The following is a 17134-nucleotide window of genomic DNA, read 5'->3' on the forward strand; positions in this document are numbered from 1 at the left end:
GCGGAGTCACACGCCGACTTCGCATCGCAGTGGCTTGCCTTCCAGCCCCGCCAGGACGTTGTCGACTGCGATTTCGGCCATTGCCGATCGGCTGACGTCGGTTGCGCTGCCGATGTGGGGCAAGATGATGGTTCGTGGGTGACGGACGAGAGCATGGTTGTGGTCGATCGGTTCTGGCGAGGTCACGTCCAACCCAGCAGCAAAGACCTTCCCGCTCTCTAGCCCGGCCACCAACGCTTCCTGGTTGATGATTTCACCGCGGGCTGTGTTCACCACAATTACACCATCTTTCATCTTCGCGAACGCATCCTGATCGAGCAGCTCCCGGGTCTCGTCGCACAGGGCCACGTGAACTGAAATAAAGTCACTTTGCGACAACAGTTCATCCAGCTCCACTCGTTTTCCGTTCAGTGAATCGTTGACATCGTCCTGTTCCGACCGCGACGTGTATACCAACCGCATGCCCCACCCACCGACCATGCGTTTGGCAAACGCCTTACCGATTCGGCCCATGCCAATCACGCCTAAAGTCCGCCCGCCCATTTCCCGGCCCAGCAAACCGGTGGGCTCCCAGGTTTTCCATTCCCCGGATTTGACCTGGTCAGACGCCTCGCTGACTCGCCGAGCCGCAGCCATCAAAAGTGTCACGGCCAAATCGGCGGTCGCGTCAGTCAAGACGTCCGGCGTGTTGCCCACCCGAATTCCCCGCTGTTTTGCGAGCTCGACGTCGATATTGTTGTAGCCAACGGCGTAATTGCTGATGACTTTCAAATTCGGCCCGGCAGCATCCAGCAATTCGGCATCGACCCGGTCGCTCAGCAGGGTCAGCAAAGCGTCGCAGCCGGCGACTTTTTTCAGCAAAGTGGGACGCGCCGGCGGCAGCGTGCCTGGCCAGACTTCCACCTGAGCCACTGAATTTAGCCGGGCGAGTTCCTTTTCTGCCATTTGGCGGGTTACAAAGATTTTCGGCAAATTGGAGTCGTTCATTTTCTAGCGCTTTCGGTAGTCTGGACTTCACCAGAAAAAGGGCGTCCCCGATTACACAGAGCTTTTCGTGTTACACAGGGCTTTTCGGTACATGGGGCTTTTCGAATCGAAAAGATGATACGATGAATTGCCCGCTAAGCACAACTTGAGCACGCGCTCGGGATGTTGCCGGACCGGGTGCCCTTTCTACAGCCATGCGAAACCGCAACGAGAACGCAGGATGAATCTCCCAAAGCTACATATATTCTCAGCAACCCACCTTTCGGCAGCCGATCGACGTATGACGGAGCTCGCCGACGGTCACTTGCAATTGGATAACCGCCTCACCAAGCGTCGCCGTCGCGGCAATCAAATGTTCGCCGGCGCGATCGGATGTGGCGTCGCCGTGTTGATGACGATCGCGACAAGTTTCTCTGTCATGGCACAGGAAACGCCGGTTGCGGAACCGCCAGAGGCTGCATCGGAATCGGACGCCATGCCGGCGGAACCGGAATTCGCTCCGCCGCCGATCAATGCGGAAGTGGATCCCGGCCAAGCGGACCTGGATGAAGCAGTGCTCAAACGCATCGATGCGCAAACCAATGCCGATCTGGAGTCCGTCGCTGCGTTGATCGAATCCGCGCTTGCGAAAGGTCTCAGCGATGAGAACAGTAGTTTCGCTAAGAAGATGTTGGGAAGTATCCAGCTTCAACGCGGTCAAGGGTTGGCCGGTGCGATGGTCCGCCTTCGCGGTCGCCGGCAAATTCAAGTCAAGGCCGAGGCCTTGCGGGCACTTGCCGATGCGGTCAAGCACGATCCGGAATTGGCCGAAGCCCACATGCTGATCGCACAGCTCAATTTGTTGCCAGACGGTGACACCAAGGAAATCCAAAAAGCGACAACGGCCGCAATCGAGCTCTATCAGGACGATCCGCAAGAACTTAGCAAGGCGTATTTGCTTCGTGCAGTAACGCAAGAAGACAAAGACCTGAAGGTGGCGGATTTGAATCAGGCCATTAAGGCGAACCCCAAGAACACCGATGCTTTGCGAGAGCGAGCGGGGGCCCGTTTGCAAGAAGGCGATGTTGACGGGGCCGTGACGGATCTTCAAGAAGTTCTGGAGCTGGATCCGACGAACCAGCAAATTGCTCAGGCGACGGTTCAACAATTGGTTGACTTGGATCGTGCCGACGACGCAGTCGCATTGCTTAGCAAAACGATTCAAGCAAAGCCGAGTGAAGGTCTGTATCGTTTGCGAGCGATTTTGTACCGGATGCTCGATAAAGAAGATGAAGCGTTCGCTGATTTAAACAAGGCTCTGGCAATGCAGCCCAAGGATCCGCTTGCTTTGCTACAGCGTGCGGAGATTGCGCTAGGCCGTGAAGATGTGAAGTCGGCCAAACGGGACCTGAAGACGGCCATCGGAATCGCTCCACAAGTTGAGCAGATTGATCAAGCGATTGTGGTTCGGTGTTTTATCGCGATCGAAGAAGGCCGCATGGCGGATGCGATTACCGACATGCAAACCCTGATTGAGCGAAATCCGAAGGATACGTTTCGTCGTTTGCAGCTCGCCAACTTGTATCTGCAAGACGAGCGGCCTCGCAAAGCGATCGAGACCCTTACCGAGGTGCTCGATGGAGACCCCAAGAACGTGTCGGTGTTGCGTTCGCGTGCCGATGCCTACCTTGCCGTGGGTGAGCACAAGAGTGCGATCGAGGATTACGAATCCGCGCTTGCGGCCAACGACAGTGACGAGAATAAGGACGACGAGGCAAACAAGCGCTTGCTGTCGGGAATCCTGAATAACCTGGCTTGGGTCTTGGCAACGTCACCCCAAGATGGCGTTCGCAATGGCGAGCGGGCGATCGAAATGGGGAAGCGAGCCGTTGAGCTGACCGAAGAAAGCGAAGCTCATATTCTTAGCACGCTTGCGGCGGGTTATGCCGAAGCCGGTGACTTTGAAAACGCGATCAAATGGAGCGAGAAGGCGGTCGAACTGGGCACCCAAGACGAAAACGAGCAGATCGAGCAACTTAAGGAAGAGCTCGAGTCGTATCGCAAGAACGAGCCATGGCGTGAAAAGCAGGAAACCGAAGAAAACAAGCTTCCGCTGCTGTCGCCTGAAGATTTGATTGACACATGAGAATCTGGATTGATGCCGACGCAGCGCCGACCGAGGTGAAGGAAGTGGTTTTTCGGGCGGCCAAGCGTTTGCAAATTGAGACAATCTTGGTTGCCAATCGTCCTGTCTCGGCGCCCGCCAACGCCACCACCGTGCGTAGCATTGTGGTGGGCCAGGGGGCTGACCAAGCCGATAAGTACATCGTCGACCAATCTGAAAACGGCGATTTGGCCATCACGGCTGATCTGCCGCTGGCTGCATTGTTGGTCGAGAAAGGCGTTTATGTGGTCGACCCACGCGGCGAGGAATATTCGCCGGCGACGATCGCGTCCCGCTTGTCGATGCGAAACTTCATGGACGAAATGCGTGGTGCGGGAATGGTCACGGGCGGGAGTCCTCCTTATGGCCCAAAAGACAAGAAGGCCTTTGCAGCCACCTTCGACCGGTTGTTAACCAAAGCGATTTAGGTGGTCGTCCACGGTGGCGAGTCGCGTGCGCGTGATACCAACCTTCGTATGAATGCCGGGGGGAGTATCAGGAACCCGGTTGATGCCGCTTCGAAATCCGATAGCCAAATATTCTTGGCATGTTGATATTCTCGGCATGCTGATGTTTAACGCCGCGGCATTGTCGGGGCCAGCGAAACTGATGTGCGGTTGATGCAAACGGATTTGGGCGTTCGGAAGGCCGAAGTGGACGTCTTCCGGCCCACGCTTTTCCCGAAATGCCGTTTTGCCTTCCTCCTGAATTCGGTGCGATGGTGAAACGGTTCCTGATTCGCTAAGATTCCGGAAGTTTTCACCCACTCCGCTTGCGATCTGACGCCCGCATGACTGCTTCTACTTCGGCCGCGAAGGCCCCCAACCGTTTTGATTCCATCGCGATGGCCGCGCCGGATGCGATTCTCGGACTGACCGAAGCCTTCAATGCTGATTCTCGACCTGACAAAATGAACTTGTCCGTTGGGGTCTATAAAGACGCTTCTGGGGTCACCCCAATCATGAAGTGCGTCAAGGCTGCTGAACAGAAGTTGATCGCGGACGAGACGACCAAGGGTTATTTGTCGATCGACGGGCTGCCGGATTACCGAGAAGCCGTGCGTGAGATGGTGTTTGGCGACCAAGTGCCGAGCGAACGCGTTGCAATCGTGCAAGCTCCTGGCGGTACCGGTGCCCTTAGCGTGGCTGGCGGATTTTTGGCTAGGCAGTGTTCCGGCGGACCGGGCGGTCCTTTGCGGATTTTCGTACCGACACCGACCTGGGCCAACCACAACGCGATCATGCAAGACGCTGGGTTGCTAGTCGAAAGTTATTCGTATCTCGGTGCCGACCGACGAACGCTGGACTTCGACGCCATGATCGAAGACCTTCGCACCAAACCGAAGCCCGGTGAAGTGGTTTTGTTGCACGCGTGCTGTCATAACCCCACGGGCGTTGATCCGACCGTGGCCCAGTGGAAAGAAATTGCCGCGGTTGTTGCCGAGCGAGGCTTGTTGCCGCTGTTGGACTTTGCCTACCAAGGCTTTGGCGACGGCTTGGATCAGGACGCTGCAGGTTTGCGAACGATTTTAAGCCATGTCGATGAAGCGATTGTGTGTTCGTCGTACAGCAAGAACTTTGGCCTCTATAGCGAGCGGGTTGGCGCCGTTGGTTTGGTGGCGGCATCGGCCGACGCGACCAAAGCGTCGCTCAGCCAGCTTAAGAAAGTGGTCCGTTCGAACTACTCCAACCCACCACGTCACGGTGCCGCGATTGTAGCGACCGTTTTGGCGGATGCTGAATTGACGGCAAGTTGGAAGGAAGAGCTCGAAACGATGCGGCTTCGTATCACACACCTGCGTGAGCAATTTGTGGCGGGCATGTCCAAGCAAGCCGGTGCACCCGATTTTACTTTCTTGTTGAATCAAAAGGGCATGTTCAGCTACAGCGGTTTAACACCGATGCAAGTTGACGAGCTCAAAAACAAGTACGGTATTTACATCGTCGGCAGCGGTCGTATTAACGTCGCCGGCATGAGTGAGGATCGTATGGACTGGCTGTGTAACGCGGTTGCGGATGTGATCGCCGACTGATCCCGATGCTAGTTTAGATATCTTGATGCAAGCGACGGATCATTGGTTTTCTTGAAAGCCAAGCGTGACTCGCTGAGCAACGTTGAACGCCCAACTGAAAACAAGAGCCGAAGACTTCGCCCATGCCATTAGAACTTCGTCGAGCCTTTGTCATCGTTGCACTCGCTGTGATTGCGTTTGCAGTTGTTTGGGCGACTCGGTTTGACGCGATGCCACCGGCGCAGTTCAGCTTTCAAAACGGAACGGATCCCAAGACGCTTGATCCACACCGAGCGACGGGGTCGCCTGAAAGTCGAATCTTGTTCGCTTCGTTTTCAGGCTTGCTGCAGATGCTGCCTGACGGTGACCCGGATCCCGAAACCGGTTTGCAGCCAATGTCGCCGTTTCCTGCGGTCGCCGAAAGCTATGAGGTTTCCGACGACAAGCTGACCTACACATTCCATCTTCGCGAAGATGCGGTGTGGTCCGATGGGACCCCGATCACGTCGGCTGACTTTGTGTGGTCGTGGACGCGGATGCTTCATCCCGGCACCGCATGTGAATACAACTTCCAGTTGTTTAGTCTGCCGCATGCCGAAGCGTTCAGTAACGGCGTTGTGGAAGTGGACGACAAGGTTGAGGTGGAACTTTGGGATCGACCGTATCCCGATGGTCGTCGCGAAGACGAGGTCGGTGAAGCGAATATCCAAAACTTCCCTCGCGGCACGATGCTTTACGGTCGTTTGAAAGAAATTCGCAAGCCGCCCGAGCCAGCGACTATCAACGACGAACAAGCTGACTCGGACGCGTTGGGCCGTTGGCAAGAACAGTGGGTGTACGTCGTCGAGATCGCGGCGATGGATGGCGACGAAGTTCGGTGGGACGAGACAACCGAAACGCGGTCGTTCTGTGCTGATTTGGAATCGCCTTTGGCGGATGAAAAAACTGAACGCATTCACAACGTGCTTGTGGCGTTCAACAAGCTCGGTGCAATGGAAACGCCGGATGACCGCACGCTGGTTGTTAATCTCAACGATCCGCTGCCGTACTTTCCTTCGCTGACGGCGTACTATCCGCTCTTTCCGGTGCCCAAACATTGCATCGAAGAGCACGGCATGCCGATGTGGACGAAGCCGGAAAACATCGTTTCCAACGGGCCGTATCAAGTAGGCCTGCGCCGGCTTCGTGACCGCGTACGTTTGGTGAAAAACCCGAAATGGTTTGATGCGGATACCGTGGCAATCGAAACGATTGATGCGTTGTCAACCGAGGGGCAAAACACCGCTCTGAATATGTACGAGACTGGTCAGTTAGACTGGATCACGGATCCGCCGACGGCGTTGATGGAAACCCTTCGCCAGCGTGACGATTTTTATTCGGCACCGATGTTGTCGCTTTACTTTTATCGCATCAACACGACCCGCAAGCCGCTGGATGATCCGCGAATCCGCCGTGCGATCTCGATGGCGATTGATCGACGGCAAATCGTCGACCAAGTCGCCAAGGCTGGCCAAGTGCCGGCGTTGTCGCTGGTGCCACCCGGTATCGCGGGCTATGAATCACCGGCTGGGTTGGAGCCGAACATCGCGGAGGCCAAGCGACTGCTCGCCGAAGCAGGGTATCCGGGCGGACGCGGCATTCCCAAGGTCACGATTCTTTACAACACCAGTGAAGGGCATCGTGCGATCGCGGAAGTGATTCAGCAACAGTTGCAAAACACACTGAACATCAAACTCGAACTTCAGAACATGGAATGGGGAAGCTTTCTCGATAAGACCAACCAAATTGATTACGACATCGCACGGGCAGGCTGGATCGCGGACTACGCCGACCCCAATACGTTTCTCGATTTGTGGGTAACCGATGGTCCGCAAAACAGCACGGGCTGGTCGAACGCCGAGTTTGATAGTTTGATCCGTCAATCGGCAGCCGAGCCGGACTCGGCAACACGGATGAAGTTGCTGGCCAGGGCGGAGTCCATTTGGATTGAAGAGATGCCTGTCATTCCGGTCTATTTCTATGTCGGGGTGAACATGGTCAAGCCACGCGTGGAGGGCTTCTTCCCCAGTCCGCAGGATCTCCATCCCTTACAATTGCTTCGACTGAAGGAAACGCCATGAAGGATTTGATCGGCTATCTGTTGCGTCGATTCGGCTGGATGGTGCTCACCGTTTGGGCCGTGTACACGGTGTCGTTCGTGTTGATGCGATTAGTGCCAGGCAACCCGTTTAGCAACGAGCGTTCCGTGCCGCCGGCGATCGAGCGGCAGCTTCGAGCTCGCTACAACCTGGATGCACCACCGCTGGAACAGTACACCGATTACTTGGTGGGCATCGTCACCCGTTTCGATTTGGGTGTTTCCATTCGGTTGGAAGATTACAGTGTCAACGAAGTGCTCGCCGAAGGGTTTCCGGTGTCGGCCTCGCTGGCGATTCTGGCTTTGGTGTTTGCAATCATCCTTGGCGTGACAGCGGGAGTCGTATCGGCGGTCTACCGTGGTTCGTTCGCCGACCTAACCATGATGGCGACGGCGGTGTTGGGGATCGCGATTCCCAACTTTGTATTGGCCTCGCTAGCGATCTTGGCGTTTGTGTTCATGATCCCAATCTTCCCGGCGGCAGGCTGGGGAACGTTGCGGCAGGTGGCGTTGCCGGCGTTGTGTCTTGGCTCGCCCGTGGCCGCCTACATCGCTCGATTGACTCGGGCGGGAATGCTGGAAGTGCTTTCCAAAGAGCACGTGCGAACAGCTTTCGCGAAGGGACTGCCCAAGCGGACCGTAATTTTGAAACATGTTTTGCCCGGTGCTCTGTTGCCGGTGGTCTCGTATTTGGGACCGGCGACCGCCAGTGTTCTGACGGGGTCGCTTGTGCTGGAAAAAATCTTTGCCCTGCCGGGAATCGGTAGCCACTTTATCTATGCCGCAACGCAGCGTGACTACACGCTGGCGATGGGGATGGTGCTGACTTACACAGTACTGCTTTTTGTGATGAACACACTGGTTGACCTGTCGTATGCGGTCATCGACCCGAGAGTGAAATTGGAATGAGGGTCAAATCGGAATGACTTCGAACAAAATACAAACCGAAGAGCAAGCCACGCTCGATCGCATCTTGCAAGAGTCACGCAAGATTCGCGGCGTGTCCTTGTGGCAGGACGCGTGGCGTCGATTGCGTCGCAACCGTTCCGCGATGGGGTCGCTGATTTTCTTGGTCGTGCTCGCGTTGGCGACGATCTTCACCCCGCTGCTGCCTTTGCAAAGTCCGATCGATAAGGACTTGAACAACCGCCGTTTTTTGGCGCCGTCGGTCGAGTCGGTCACGATGGGATCCCGGGAAGGGTTGAAGTTCAAGGATGGCAGTTTGACTGCTCAGCTAACGGACTTCGAGAAGGTTGTTGCTGAAACGAAGGCGGAAATAGCGGGCCTTTCCGATCCGGCTGAGCGATCACGCCGGTATACCCAGTTGCAATCTCGCATCGCCGTCGAACATCCATTCAATCAGCTATGGAATCAACTGGGCCCGGTTTCGTTTGCAATGGTTCGAACCCGCGTCGCGATCTTTGGTGATTACGCCGTTCCCTCTTTGTTTGGGACCGACAAGCTAGGACGCGACCTGCTCGCTCGCGTGTTTTGGGGATCTCGGGTTTCGTTGGTCGTGGGTGTCGTGGCAACCTTCGTCAGTTTGTTGATCGGGGTCAGCTATGGTGCGATCGCGGGATACTTCGGTGGCACGGTCGACGCGATCATGATGCGGATCGTGGACATGCTGTATTCCATCCCGTTCATCTTTGTCGTCATCTTCCTGGTCACGTTTTTGGGCGAAGACAGCGTCAAGAAGATCCTTGATAGTTATGGCATCGATCAGATCACGATCTTTTACATCATCATCGGTGCCATCTATTGGCTAACGATGTCGCGTGTCGTTCGAGGTCAGGTGCTCTCGCTTCGCCAAGAACAGTTTGTTGAGTCGGCACGGACAATCGGTGCATCGCCGATGCGTATTGTGTTTCGCCATCTCGTCCCCAATACACTGGGAGTGGTGATCGTTTATCTAACGCTGACAGTGCCCTCGGTGATGTTGTTCGAAGCTTTTCTGTCGTTCCTCGGGCTCGGTGTGGCTCCGCCAGATGTTTCTCTGGGCTTGTTGCTGAACGATGGTGTGGAAGCCTTGTCGATCGTTAAGTTGTTTTGGTGGGTCGTTGTATTCCCAGGTGCCGCACTTGCGTTGACTTTGTTCGCGTTGAACTTCTTAGGTGATGGCCTACGAGACGCACTGGACCCAAGGATGAAGAACAAATGAGCGATCCGGTAAACAATCCGAATAGCCCGATCCTAAGCGTCGATGACCTTGCGGTTAGCTTTAAGACCGACGAAGGAATGGTGCGTGCAGTACGCGGCGTTTCGTTCGATGTGCACGGTGGAGAAACCGTTGCGATCGTGGGTGAAAGCGGCAGCGGCAAGAGCGTCACGAACTTGGCCATGATGGGCCTGGTTCCAAAGCCGCCCGGCCGAATCGAACGAGGGCGTGCGATGTTCGGCGGGCGTGATCTGCTGAAGCTCAGCGATCGCGAATTGCAAACGATTCGTGGTCGGCACATCGCGATGATTTTTCAGGACCCGATGACGGCCTTGAACCCGTTGATGACGGTCGAGCAGCAGTTGACCGAAATGACGCGGCTGCATTTGGGGCTGACTCGCCACGAAGCTCGAAAGCAAGCCGTCGATATGTTGGGCTTGGTCGGGATCACGGCACCGGAAAAGCGACTGCGTGATTACCCGCACCAGTTCAGTGGCGGGATGCGGCAACGAGTGATGATCGCGATGGCGTTATCTTGCGAGCCAGAACTTTTGATTGCGGACGAACCGACGACCGCACTCGACGTGACCATCCAAGCTCAGATCATGGAGCTGTTGGCCGATCTGCAGCATCGCAAGGGCACCGCGATTGTCTTGATTACTCACGACCTTGGTGTCGTGGCCGGTGTGGCCGATCGCGTGATGGTGATGTACGCCGGCCGCATCGTTGAAAAATCGGATGTCAAACCCTTGTTCGCCGCTCCGCAGCATCCCTATACGATTGGCTTGTTGGGCTCGCTTCCCAACGTGGAATCCAATCGCGATGAACCGTTGTTGGCAATCCCCGGACAACCACCGGACATGTCGCGTGAAGTCGTGGGGTGTGCCTTCCGTGATCGTTGTTCGCATGCGATTGAGCAGTGTCAGACCGATGATCCGTTGTTGACTGTCCGGCATGGCAAACAAGATCATCTCGCCGCGTGCCATGTGGAGATGCCTCAATGAGTTCTGAAATCACATCGAGTTCTGACAACCAGCCTGTTTCTAGCGACGCGTCTGCTGCTGGCACCACGCCGTTGTTATCGGTCCGCGACCTGAAAGTGCATTTTCCGTTTCATCGCGGGTCGTTATTCAATTCACAAAAAGGCGTGATCCGCGCTGTTGATGGAATTTCCTTCGATATTGCCAAAGGTGAAACGTTAGGACTGGTCGGTGAGTCCGGATGCGGTAAGTCGACCACCGCGCGTTCGATCATCAATCTCGTGCATCCCACATCCGGTGATGTCTTGCTGAATGGGAAGTCGATTGCGGGTTTGTCCGACGCAGACATGCTCGAGCATCGTCGCCGAATCCAAATGGTTTTCCAGGATCCGTTTGCATCGCTGAATCCACGGATCACGGTGGGGGGCATTATCGGTGAGCCGCTGGTGGTTCACTCGCTCGCGAAGGGGCGTGATCGTAAGTTGGAAGTCATGCGGCTGATGGAATTGGTCGGTTTGAATCCACGCTTCTTGAATCGCTATCCGCATGAATTCAGTGGCGGTCAGCGGCAACGAATCGGTATCGCTCGTGCTCTCGCCGTTCAGCCGGATCTGATCCTGTGTGACGAACCTGTGTCAGCTTTGGACGTTTCGATCCAGGCGCAAATCATCAACCTGTTGATGGATCTGCAGCAGAAGCTGGGGCTGGCCTATCTGTTCATTGCTCACGACTTGGCCGTCGTTCGTCACATTGCTACTCGAGTGGGGGTGATGTACTTGGGGCGATTGGTTGAGCTTGCCAAGGGCGAAGACCTCTACGCCAACCCCAAGCATCCTTACACCGAAGCTCTACTGTCGGCCGTGCCGGTGCCGGATCCAGATATCGCGGCTGCCCGGAACCGGATCGTGTTGCAAGGTGAGGTGCCTTCCCCGGACCAGTTTTATCCCGGCTGTGCGTTCGCAGATCGCTGTCCCGTTCGTATCGAAAAATGCGATACCGAGAGGCCTGTTTTGCCAGCTAAGTCACATGCTGCTGCGTGTTGGGTCCGAGAGGACTTGGGCTAAGCTTGCCTTGGTCGAAGATTGCTGGCTAGCCGGTCGAGTGCTAGTCAGCGTTGGTTGCTATCGAGGTTGCTAGGCGGCGAAGCCAGCCGTGTTTGCCAGTCCACTACGCCGCATCAGTGAGAGTGCGTCGGTCGATTAGAAATAGTAGACCAGTAGTGACGCGGCAAGCATAACAGACGCCCAGAACGTCATCGTGTTGGTCGACCATGTTCGTCCCAGCAGTCCGGTCTCGTTGAACCCATCACGGAATCGTTGCAGGACTGCTGTAAGAGCGTGAATGGATCCGGCGCGTCCGGCGTGGTCGATTTTTGTAATGCCAGCGGTCAGGCCGCCGATTACTTTGGGACCGGCGACGCGATAGAACCAGTCCGTGTCCAACACGGTTGCTCTTTTCTCTTCCGGGTAGAGCCCCGATTTCATCAGCACCACAAATGCGAGCGTTGCAAACAACAGCAGTTGCAGCATCGTAACCACGTGGGTGACGGTGTAAGGATGGTAATCCACCTCGTATGGAAGCAGGGCGTAAAGCATCGGATAGTTGATCCCCAAGGCAATGCACCCGAAGGACGCGATTCCCATCGCGATCAACATGTTCCACGGTGCTTCTTTGACTCGCTTGCCACTATCGTGAGCGAAGAAAGCAAAGAACGGAATCTTGATTCCCGAATGTTCCATTACCCCAGCTGAAGCGATCAGGAGCACGATCCAGACGCCCAGCATGTGCTGTTCGCCTGCGGCTGAAATAATCATCGACTTGCTGACGAAACCGCTTAGTAGCGGGAACCCCGAAATCGCCCCGGCGCCAATCATGCAAAATGCGGTGGTCCAAGGCATCGACTTGTGCAGCCCACCCAGTTCAGTTGCCTTGGTCGTTCCGACCCGATACAGGACGGCACCCATCGACATGAACAGAAGTGATTTGTAGATGATGTGGCAAAACGCGTGCGCGACGGTTCCGTTGATCGCCAGTTCCGTACCAATGCCGATACCAACGACCATGAACCCCAATTGGTTGTTCAGGCTATAAGCGAGCACTCGGCGAAGATCGTTTTCAATCACCGCAAAGACGATCGGGAATAGTGTCATCGTGCAGCCGACATAAATCAGCGGTTCAAAACCAGCAAACCCCCGAGCCAGCGAATAGATTGCCAGCTTGGTTGTGAAAGCACTCAGGAAGACCGTTCCGGTGACGGTCGCCTTGGGGTAGGAGTCTTGCAGCCAGTTATGCAGCAGTGGGAACGCGCACTTGATTCCAAAGGCAACCAGGACAAGCTTGCCTGCCATCGTCAGTTCGTTGCCAGATCCGACGAAGGATTCGAAGGCAAGCGACCCAGTTTGGACGTACTGCACGACGGCACCGGAAAGCAGTAAAACGCCTGACGCAACTTGTATGATCAGGTAACGCATGCCGGATCGGTAGGACCGTTCGTCATCGCTAGCCCAGATCAGGAACACGCTTGATACAGCGGTTAGTTCCCAAAACACGAATAGGGACAGCAGATCACCGGCGCACGCCGCGCCGATTGCCGCACCGGCGTAGAGCACGCCGGATACGTGTTGTCGGGTGTCCCGGACGTGTAGTGCGTAGATCGCCGAGATGATCGCCGCGAGGTGAAATACAATTCCGAACGGACGAGACAATCCGTCGATGCGAACCAAGTTCAGTTGGCTGCCGAATATTTCGAAGTTGCCGTAGTTCCCCGCTGGTGTCATCACGAACACCACCAAGCTGACCGCCGCTAAAGCCAGTACAACCCAGGGCTGGATACGACGTGCAAAAAAGGGCACGAACAGGGCGCCGACCATCATGATCAGGCCGGGCGGCAAATCAGCGATCGCCGTCATAGTAGTCCTCCGGTCGTGAGACGAACAAGCGAAGCAGGCGTCCCAGGAACACGATCACCACAAATGTGACGAACCCAAACCAAGCCTGGAAGGCAAAGCTCGATTCAATCGCAAAGTGGGGATGTGGGTTGGTGTAGAAAAAGTCCGCCGCAGCTAGCAGCACGCAAGCAACGACCAGCCCAATGACGAGCTTGCGAACATTGCCGGGGCGTTCAAACCAGCTAGCTGAATCGCCAGAGGTGTCATGTGTATCGTGGGCACTCATGGCGTCACCGTGATCGGTAGCAAGACTTGATAAATCCAATCGGCTGCGAAGAACAACGCAATGCTGCCAATCGCCGTCATGCAAAGTGGAACGACGCACAAGATCGGTGCTTCTTCGATCTGCGAAATCCAGCCGAAACGCCCGTTGGTTTCTGTTGTTGATTGGCTTGCCGCTGCGTCGCGTTCCGCCTTGGGCCGCATAAAAGCACGCATTGGAATCGGAATTAGATAAGCGATGTTCAAAAGTGAACTCACCATCAATGACGCGGTTAGGATCAACTGATTCGTTTCCACCGTTCCCACGGCAAGCAACCATTTGCTCCAGGCACCGCCGCCCGGCGGAAGCCCAATGATGCTGATCGACGCGATCAAGAAAGCTGCAAAGGTAAATGGCATCTTTCGGCCAAGGCCTTCCAATTCGCTGATGTTCTTCTTATGCGCGGCAACGTAGATCGCTCCGGCACAAAAGAACAGCGTGATCTTGCCGACCGCGTGCATCGCAATATGCATTCCGCCGCCGATGATGCTGTTCGGGGTCGCCAGGAAAGCTCCCAGCGTGATGTAAGCCAATTGTCCGATTGTTGAATAAGCCAGTCGAGCTTTGAGATTGTCTTTCGTCATCGCAACCAAGGAGGCGACGACCAGTGTGAATCCCGCAACGTAAGCCAGGTAAAGGCTCGCACCGGAATCGTGCAGAAGATCGATACCGATGATATAGATGCAAACTTTCAGGACTGAAAAAACGCCAACCTTGACCACGGCAACCGCGTGCAGCAACGCGCTGACCGGGGTCGGTGCCACCATCGCGGCGGGCAACCAGCGGTGAAACGGCATCAATGCCGCTTTGCCGATCCCGAAAGCGAACAGCCCCATCAGGACTCCGAGAGCGGTGTCGGAAATCTCGCCTGCCGCGTACGCTTCCCGCAGGATTCCACCTAGGCGAAAGTCCAACGTTCCAGCTAGTGACCACGTCCAAACGATCGCGAGCATAAAGAACGCGATGGAAGTGGAAAGTAGGATCCCCAGATAAATTCGGCCACCACGGCGAGCCTCTTCGGTGCCATGGTGAGTGACCAGTGGATAGGTCGAGATCGTCATCAGCTCGTAGGCGACGAACAGAGTGAACAGGTTCGCTGAAAACGCCGCTGCGAGAGCCGCAAAAATGGCAACGGCAAAGCAAGCGAAGAATCGCGTTTGGTGTTTTTCGTGATGTCCCCGCATGTACCCGACTGCATAAGCCGTCGTCAGGATCCAAAGTCCCGAGGCCACGATGGCGAACAGCATTCCGAGCGGTTCCACTCGGAACGCGATCTCAAAACCAGGCAACATTTCGCCGAGTGACCATTCGGGGCGTTCGCCGTTGAAAACGCCCACGGCCATCGAAAGGACAACGACAAACAGCAAGCCGGCTACGGTGCCGGAGCTGCCATCGCGTGTGTCAGGTGACTTATTGAAAAGAGCGATTAAGGCGACTGCGATCAACGGCAGGCCTAAGGCAATCCAGATCATGTTTTCGGGCGACATCATGGTGTGCCTCCTAGCAACGCTATCGCCGCTTGTCGTGCAATGCCGGCCGAATACGGCGTCCAAACGCCGAACACCAAGGAGGCAAAGATCAGTACGTAGGTCGGGACCAGCATCCGCATTGGAGCCTCGGTCGCGGTTTTCGCTCGCTCACTTGGTTCGGCAAAGTAAAGCGTTTCAACAACCCGCCAGACATACACGACGGCCAAGAGCGACGAAAGCAGCATCATTAGGCCAATAGACCAGTGTTGGGATTCGAAGGCGCCCGTCAGTAGCAGCCATTTGCTGATGAATCCGGCTGTTAGCGGAACACCGATTAGTCCTAGTCCACCCAACACCCAGGCCAACGCGGTCATTGGCATCGTGCGTCCGGCACCCGCCCAGTCGGATAGACGAACGCTACCTAGGCGTAATGCAAAGCAGCCCACGACCATGAACAAGCCACCTTTAATCAAGGCGTGGTTGAACATGTGGACGATCCCGCCGGACAATCCTGTCGGCGTCGCTAGCGAAACACCTAACAGCATGTAACCGACCTGTGCAACGCTCGAATAGGCTAGCAGGCGTTTGACGTTGTCTTGATAGATCGCCGCAATCGAAGCGATGAAGATTCCGACTAGCGAAAAGAACATCAGCTCGCTATCCAGTGGCAGCGTTTCGAACGCGAACCCTGGTGTGATAATTCCATAGATCAGTCGAATGAACGCGTACACCGACACTTTCGTTGCCGTCGACGCGATGAAGCACGTTACCGTCGAAGGAGCGTAGGTGTAGGCATTGGGCAGCCAAGTGTGCAGTGGGAACACTGCCATCTTGATGCACAGTCCAACGGTTAGGAATGAAAAGGCGACCAAGATCGTTCTCGGCCCGTGTTCGTGAGGCAGTCTCGCGGCAAGGTCCGCCATGTTGAGCGTGCCAGTCATCTGATAAAGCAAGCCGATGCCAATCAGGATAAACGTGGCCCCGATGCTTCCTAGGATCAGGTACTGGAATGCGGCCAGTGCGGCACGACGAGATCTTCCCAGGCTGATCAGTGCATAAGCTGAAAGCGATGAGATTTCCAGGAAGACGAACACGTTGAAAAGGTCGCCCGTCACGCACATTCCCAACAGCCCAGTTAAGCAGAGCAAATAGGTTGCATAGAACAGGTAGTGTTTTGACTTCGCTATCTCGTCATTCACGCTTAGTGGAGCGTATGCGAGCACGATGAAGCCCATGCCCGAAACGAATGACATGACGAACGCGGACAGCAAGTCGACACGGTATTCAATTCCGTAGGGCGGTGCCCAGTTGCCCAGTTCGTAGCTGATGAAGGCGGGCAAGCCGGCGCGGTTCAGCTCAACGACTTGTTCAAGCAAGACGAGACAACAGCCAAACGTCAACGTCGCGGCGATTAAGGCCAGGATGTAGGCCAGCTTGGGGCGATGGACAACCACGCATAGCGGCGCGGCGACCATCGGCAAGGCAATCGCCAGGACGGGCAGGTGAGTTAGGATCGCATCTATCATTCGCCACGATCCAGTTTAAGGATTTGCTCTTCGTCGATCGTGCCGTAGTCCTCGCGGATGCGAACGACCAAAGCCAATGCGAGCGCGGTCGTGGCGATGCCGACAACAATGGCCGTAAGCATCAAGACACTCGGTAGTGGGTTGGAGTAGATGATTGTTTCGACGGCGTGTTCGGCGCCGGTGGCAACATGATCAGCAGCGTGTTGGGCGCCGGTTGTGACGCTATCGGCAGCATGTTCAGCATGGGCCGCGGCGGTTTCGACCGCGTGTGAGGTTGTTTCGCCATGTCCGGAATCGCCGTGGGCTGCGGCGGCCGCTGCAGCGACATCGGGTGGGATGATCGGAGCGGTCCCGCCACGAACTTTTCCCATCGTGATGTAGAGCAAAAACACGGAAGTTTGAAAGACGTTCAATCCAATGACGGACTTAATCAGGTTCTTGCGTGCTAGCACGATGTAGAACCCGGTCATCATCAAGAAGATCACGATCCAGTAGTTGTAGAGCCCAGAGACT

14 protein-coding genes are annotated in these 17134 nt (G+C 55.8%); 8 read left to right on the plus strand and 6 right to left on the minus strand.

All coding sequences use genetic code 11. The features are described from left to right. Positions 1 to 6: 6 nt before the first annotated feature. Complete coding sequence (locus ACR3ZL_RS08570; RefSeq protein WP_473648280.1) at positions 7 to 987, minus strand: 2-hydroxyacid dehydrogenase; 981 nt, start codon at positions 985 to 987, stop codon at positions 7 to 9. 220 nt (positions 988 to 1207) lie between these two features. Here ACR3ZL_RS08570 and ACR3ZL_RS08575 point away from each other — a divergent pair, with 220 nt between their 5' ends. From ACR3ZL_RS08575 to ACR3ZL_RS08610, 8 genes are all read left to right on the plus strand, one after another. Then, positions 1208 to 3112: a tetratricopeptide repeat protein gene (locus tag ACR3ZL_RS08575; RefSeq protein ID WP_486173378.1), complete on the plus strand. Its 1905-nt coding sequence runs from the start codon at positions 1208 to 1210 to the stop codon at positions 3110 to 3112. Further along, positions 3109 to 3558 (plus strand): YaiI/YqxD family protein, encoded by a 450-nt coding sequence (locus tag ACR3ZL_RS08580; protein WP_473648278.1) that lies wholly within the window; start codon positions 3109 to 3111, stop codon positions 3556 to 3558. The genes ACR3ZL_RS08575 and ACR3ZL_RS08580 overlap by 4 nt, the downstream gene beginning before the upstream one ends. 362 nt (positions 3559 to 3920) lie before the next feature. Continuing rightward, a complete protein-coding gene (locus tag ACR3ZL_RS08585) occupies positions 3921 to 5162 on the plus strand; it encodes an amino acid aminotransferase (RefSeq protein ID WP_473648277.1) in 1242 nt (413 codons plus the stop codon). A 122-nt stretch (positions 5163 to 5284) separates the two neighbouring features. Next, entirely contained in the window at positions 5285 to 7261 is a 1977-nt protein-coding gene (locus tag ACR3ZL_RS08590) for a peptide ABC transporter substrate-binding protein (protein WP_473648276.1), read from the plus strand. Continuing rightward, positions 7258 to 8187, plus strand: coding sequence for an ABC transporter permease (locus ACR3ZL_RS08595; protein ID WP_473648275.1), 930 nt, complete (start codon positions 7258 to 7260; stop codon positions 8185 to 8187). The genes ACR3ZL_RS08590 and ACR3ZL_RS08595 overlap by 4 nt, the downstream gene beginning before the upstream one ends. A gap of 13 nt (positions 8188 to 8200) precedes the next feature. Continuing rightward, positions 8201 to 9439: an ABC transporter permease gene (locus ACR3ZL_RS08600; RefSeq protein ID WP_473648274.1), complete on the plus strand. Its 1239-nt coding sequence runs from the start codon at positions 8201 to 8203 to the stop codon at positions 9437 to 9439. Beyond that, positions 9436 to 10440 (plus strand): ABC transporter ATP-binding protein, encoded by a 1005-nt coding sequence (locus ACR3ZL_RS08605; protein WP_473648273.1) that lies wholly within the window; start codon positions 9436 to 9438, stop codon positions 10438 to 10440. Before ACR3ZL_RS08600 ends, ACR3ZL_RS08605 begins: the two co-directional genes overlap by 4 nt. Beyond that, complete coding sequence (locus ACR3ZL_RS08610; protein WP_473648272.1) at positions 10437 to 11480, plus strand: ABC transporter ATP-binding protein; 1044 nt, start codon at positions 10437 to 10439, stop codon at positions 11478 to 11480. Before ACR3ZL_RS08605 ends, ACR3ZL_RS08610 begins: the two co-directional genes overlap by 4 nt. 135 nt (positions 11481 to 11615) lie before the next feature. Here ACR3ZL_RS08610 and ACR3ZL_RS08615 read toward each other — a convergent pair whose 3' ends face one another. Genes ACR3ZL_RS08615 through ACR3ZL_RS08635 form a run of 5 tightly spaced genes read right to left on the minus strand, consistent with a single transcriptional unit; the run spans position 11616 to position 17094 of the window. Beyond that, complete coding sequence (locus ACR3ZL_RS08615; RefSeq protein WP_486173379.1) at positions 11616 to 13325, minus strand: Na(+)/H(+) antiporter subunit D; 1710 nt, start codon at positions 13323 to 13325, stop codon at positions 11616 to 11618. Continuing rightward, a complete protein-coding gene (locus tag ACR3ZL_RS08620) occupies positions 13309 to 13590 on the minus strand; it encodes a hypothetical protein (protein ID WP_473648271.1) in 282 nt (93 codons plus the stop codon). Before ACR3ZL_RS08620 ends, ACR3ZL_RS08615 begins: the two co-directional genes overlap by 17 nt. Beyond that, positions 13587 to 15113 (minus strand): proton-conducting transporter transmembrane domain-containing protein, encoded by a 1527-nt coding sequence (locus ACR3ZL_RS08625; RefSeq protein ID WP_486173575.1) that lies wholly within the window; start codon positions 15111 to 15113, stop codon positions 13587 to 13589. The genes ACR3ZL_RS08620 and ACR3ZL_RS08625 overlap by 4 nt, the downstream gene beginning before the upstream one ends. Continuing rightward, positions 15113 to 16621: a monovalent cation/H+ antiporter subunit D family protein gene (locus ACR3ZL_RS08630; protein WP_473648270.1), complete on the minus strand. Its 1509-nt coding sequence runs from the start codon at positions 16619 to 16621 to the stop codon at positions 15113 to 15115. The genes ACR3ZL_RS08625 and ACR3ZL_RS08630 overlap by 1 nt, the downstream gene beginning before the upstream one ends. Beyond that, positions 16618 to 17094 carry a sodium:proton antiporter gene (locus ACR3ZL_RS08635; RefSeq protein ID WP_473648305.1) on the minus strand — a complete coding sequence of 159 codons (477 nt, stop codon included), beginning with the start codon at positions 17092 to 17094 and terminating at the stop codon, positions 16618 to 16620. Before ACR3ZL_RS08635 ends, ACR3ZL_RS08630 begins: the two co-directional genes overlap by 4 nt. Between the last annotated feature and the right edge of the window lie 40 nt (positions 17095 to 17134).

This window comes from Rhodopirellula sp. J20-39, from assembly GCF_057365095.1.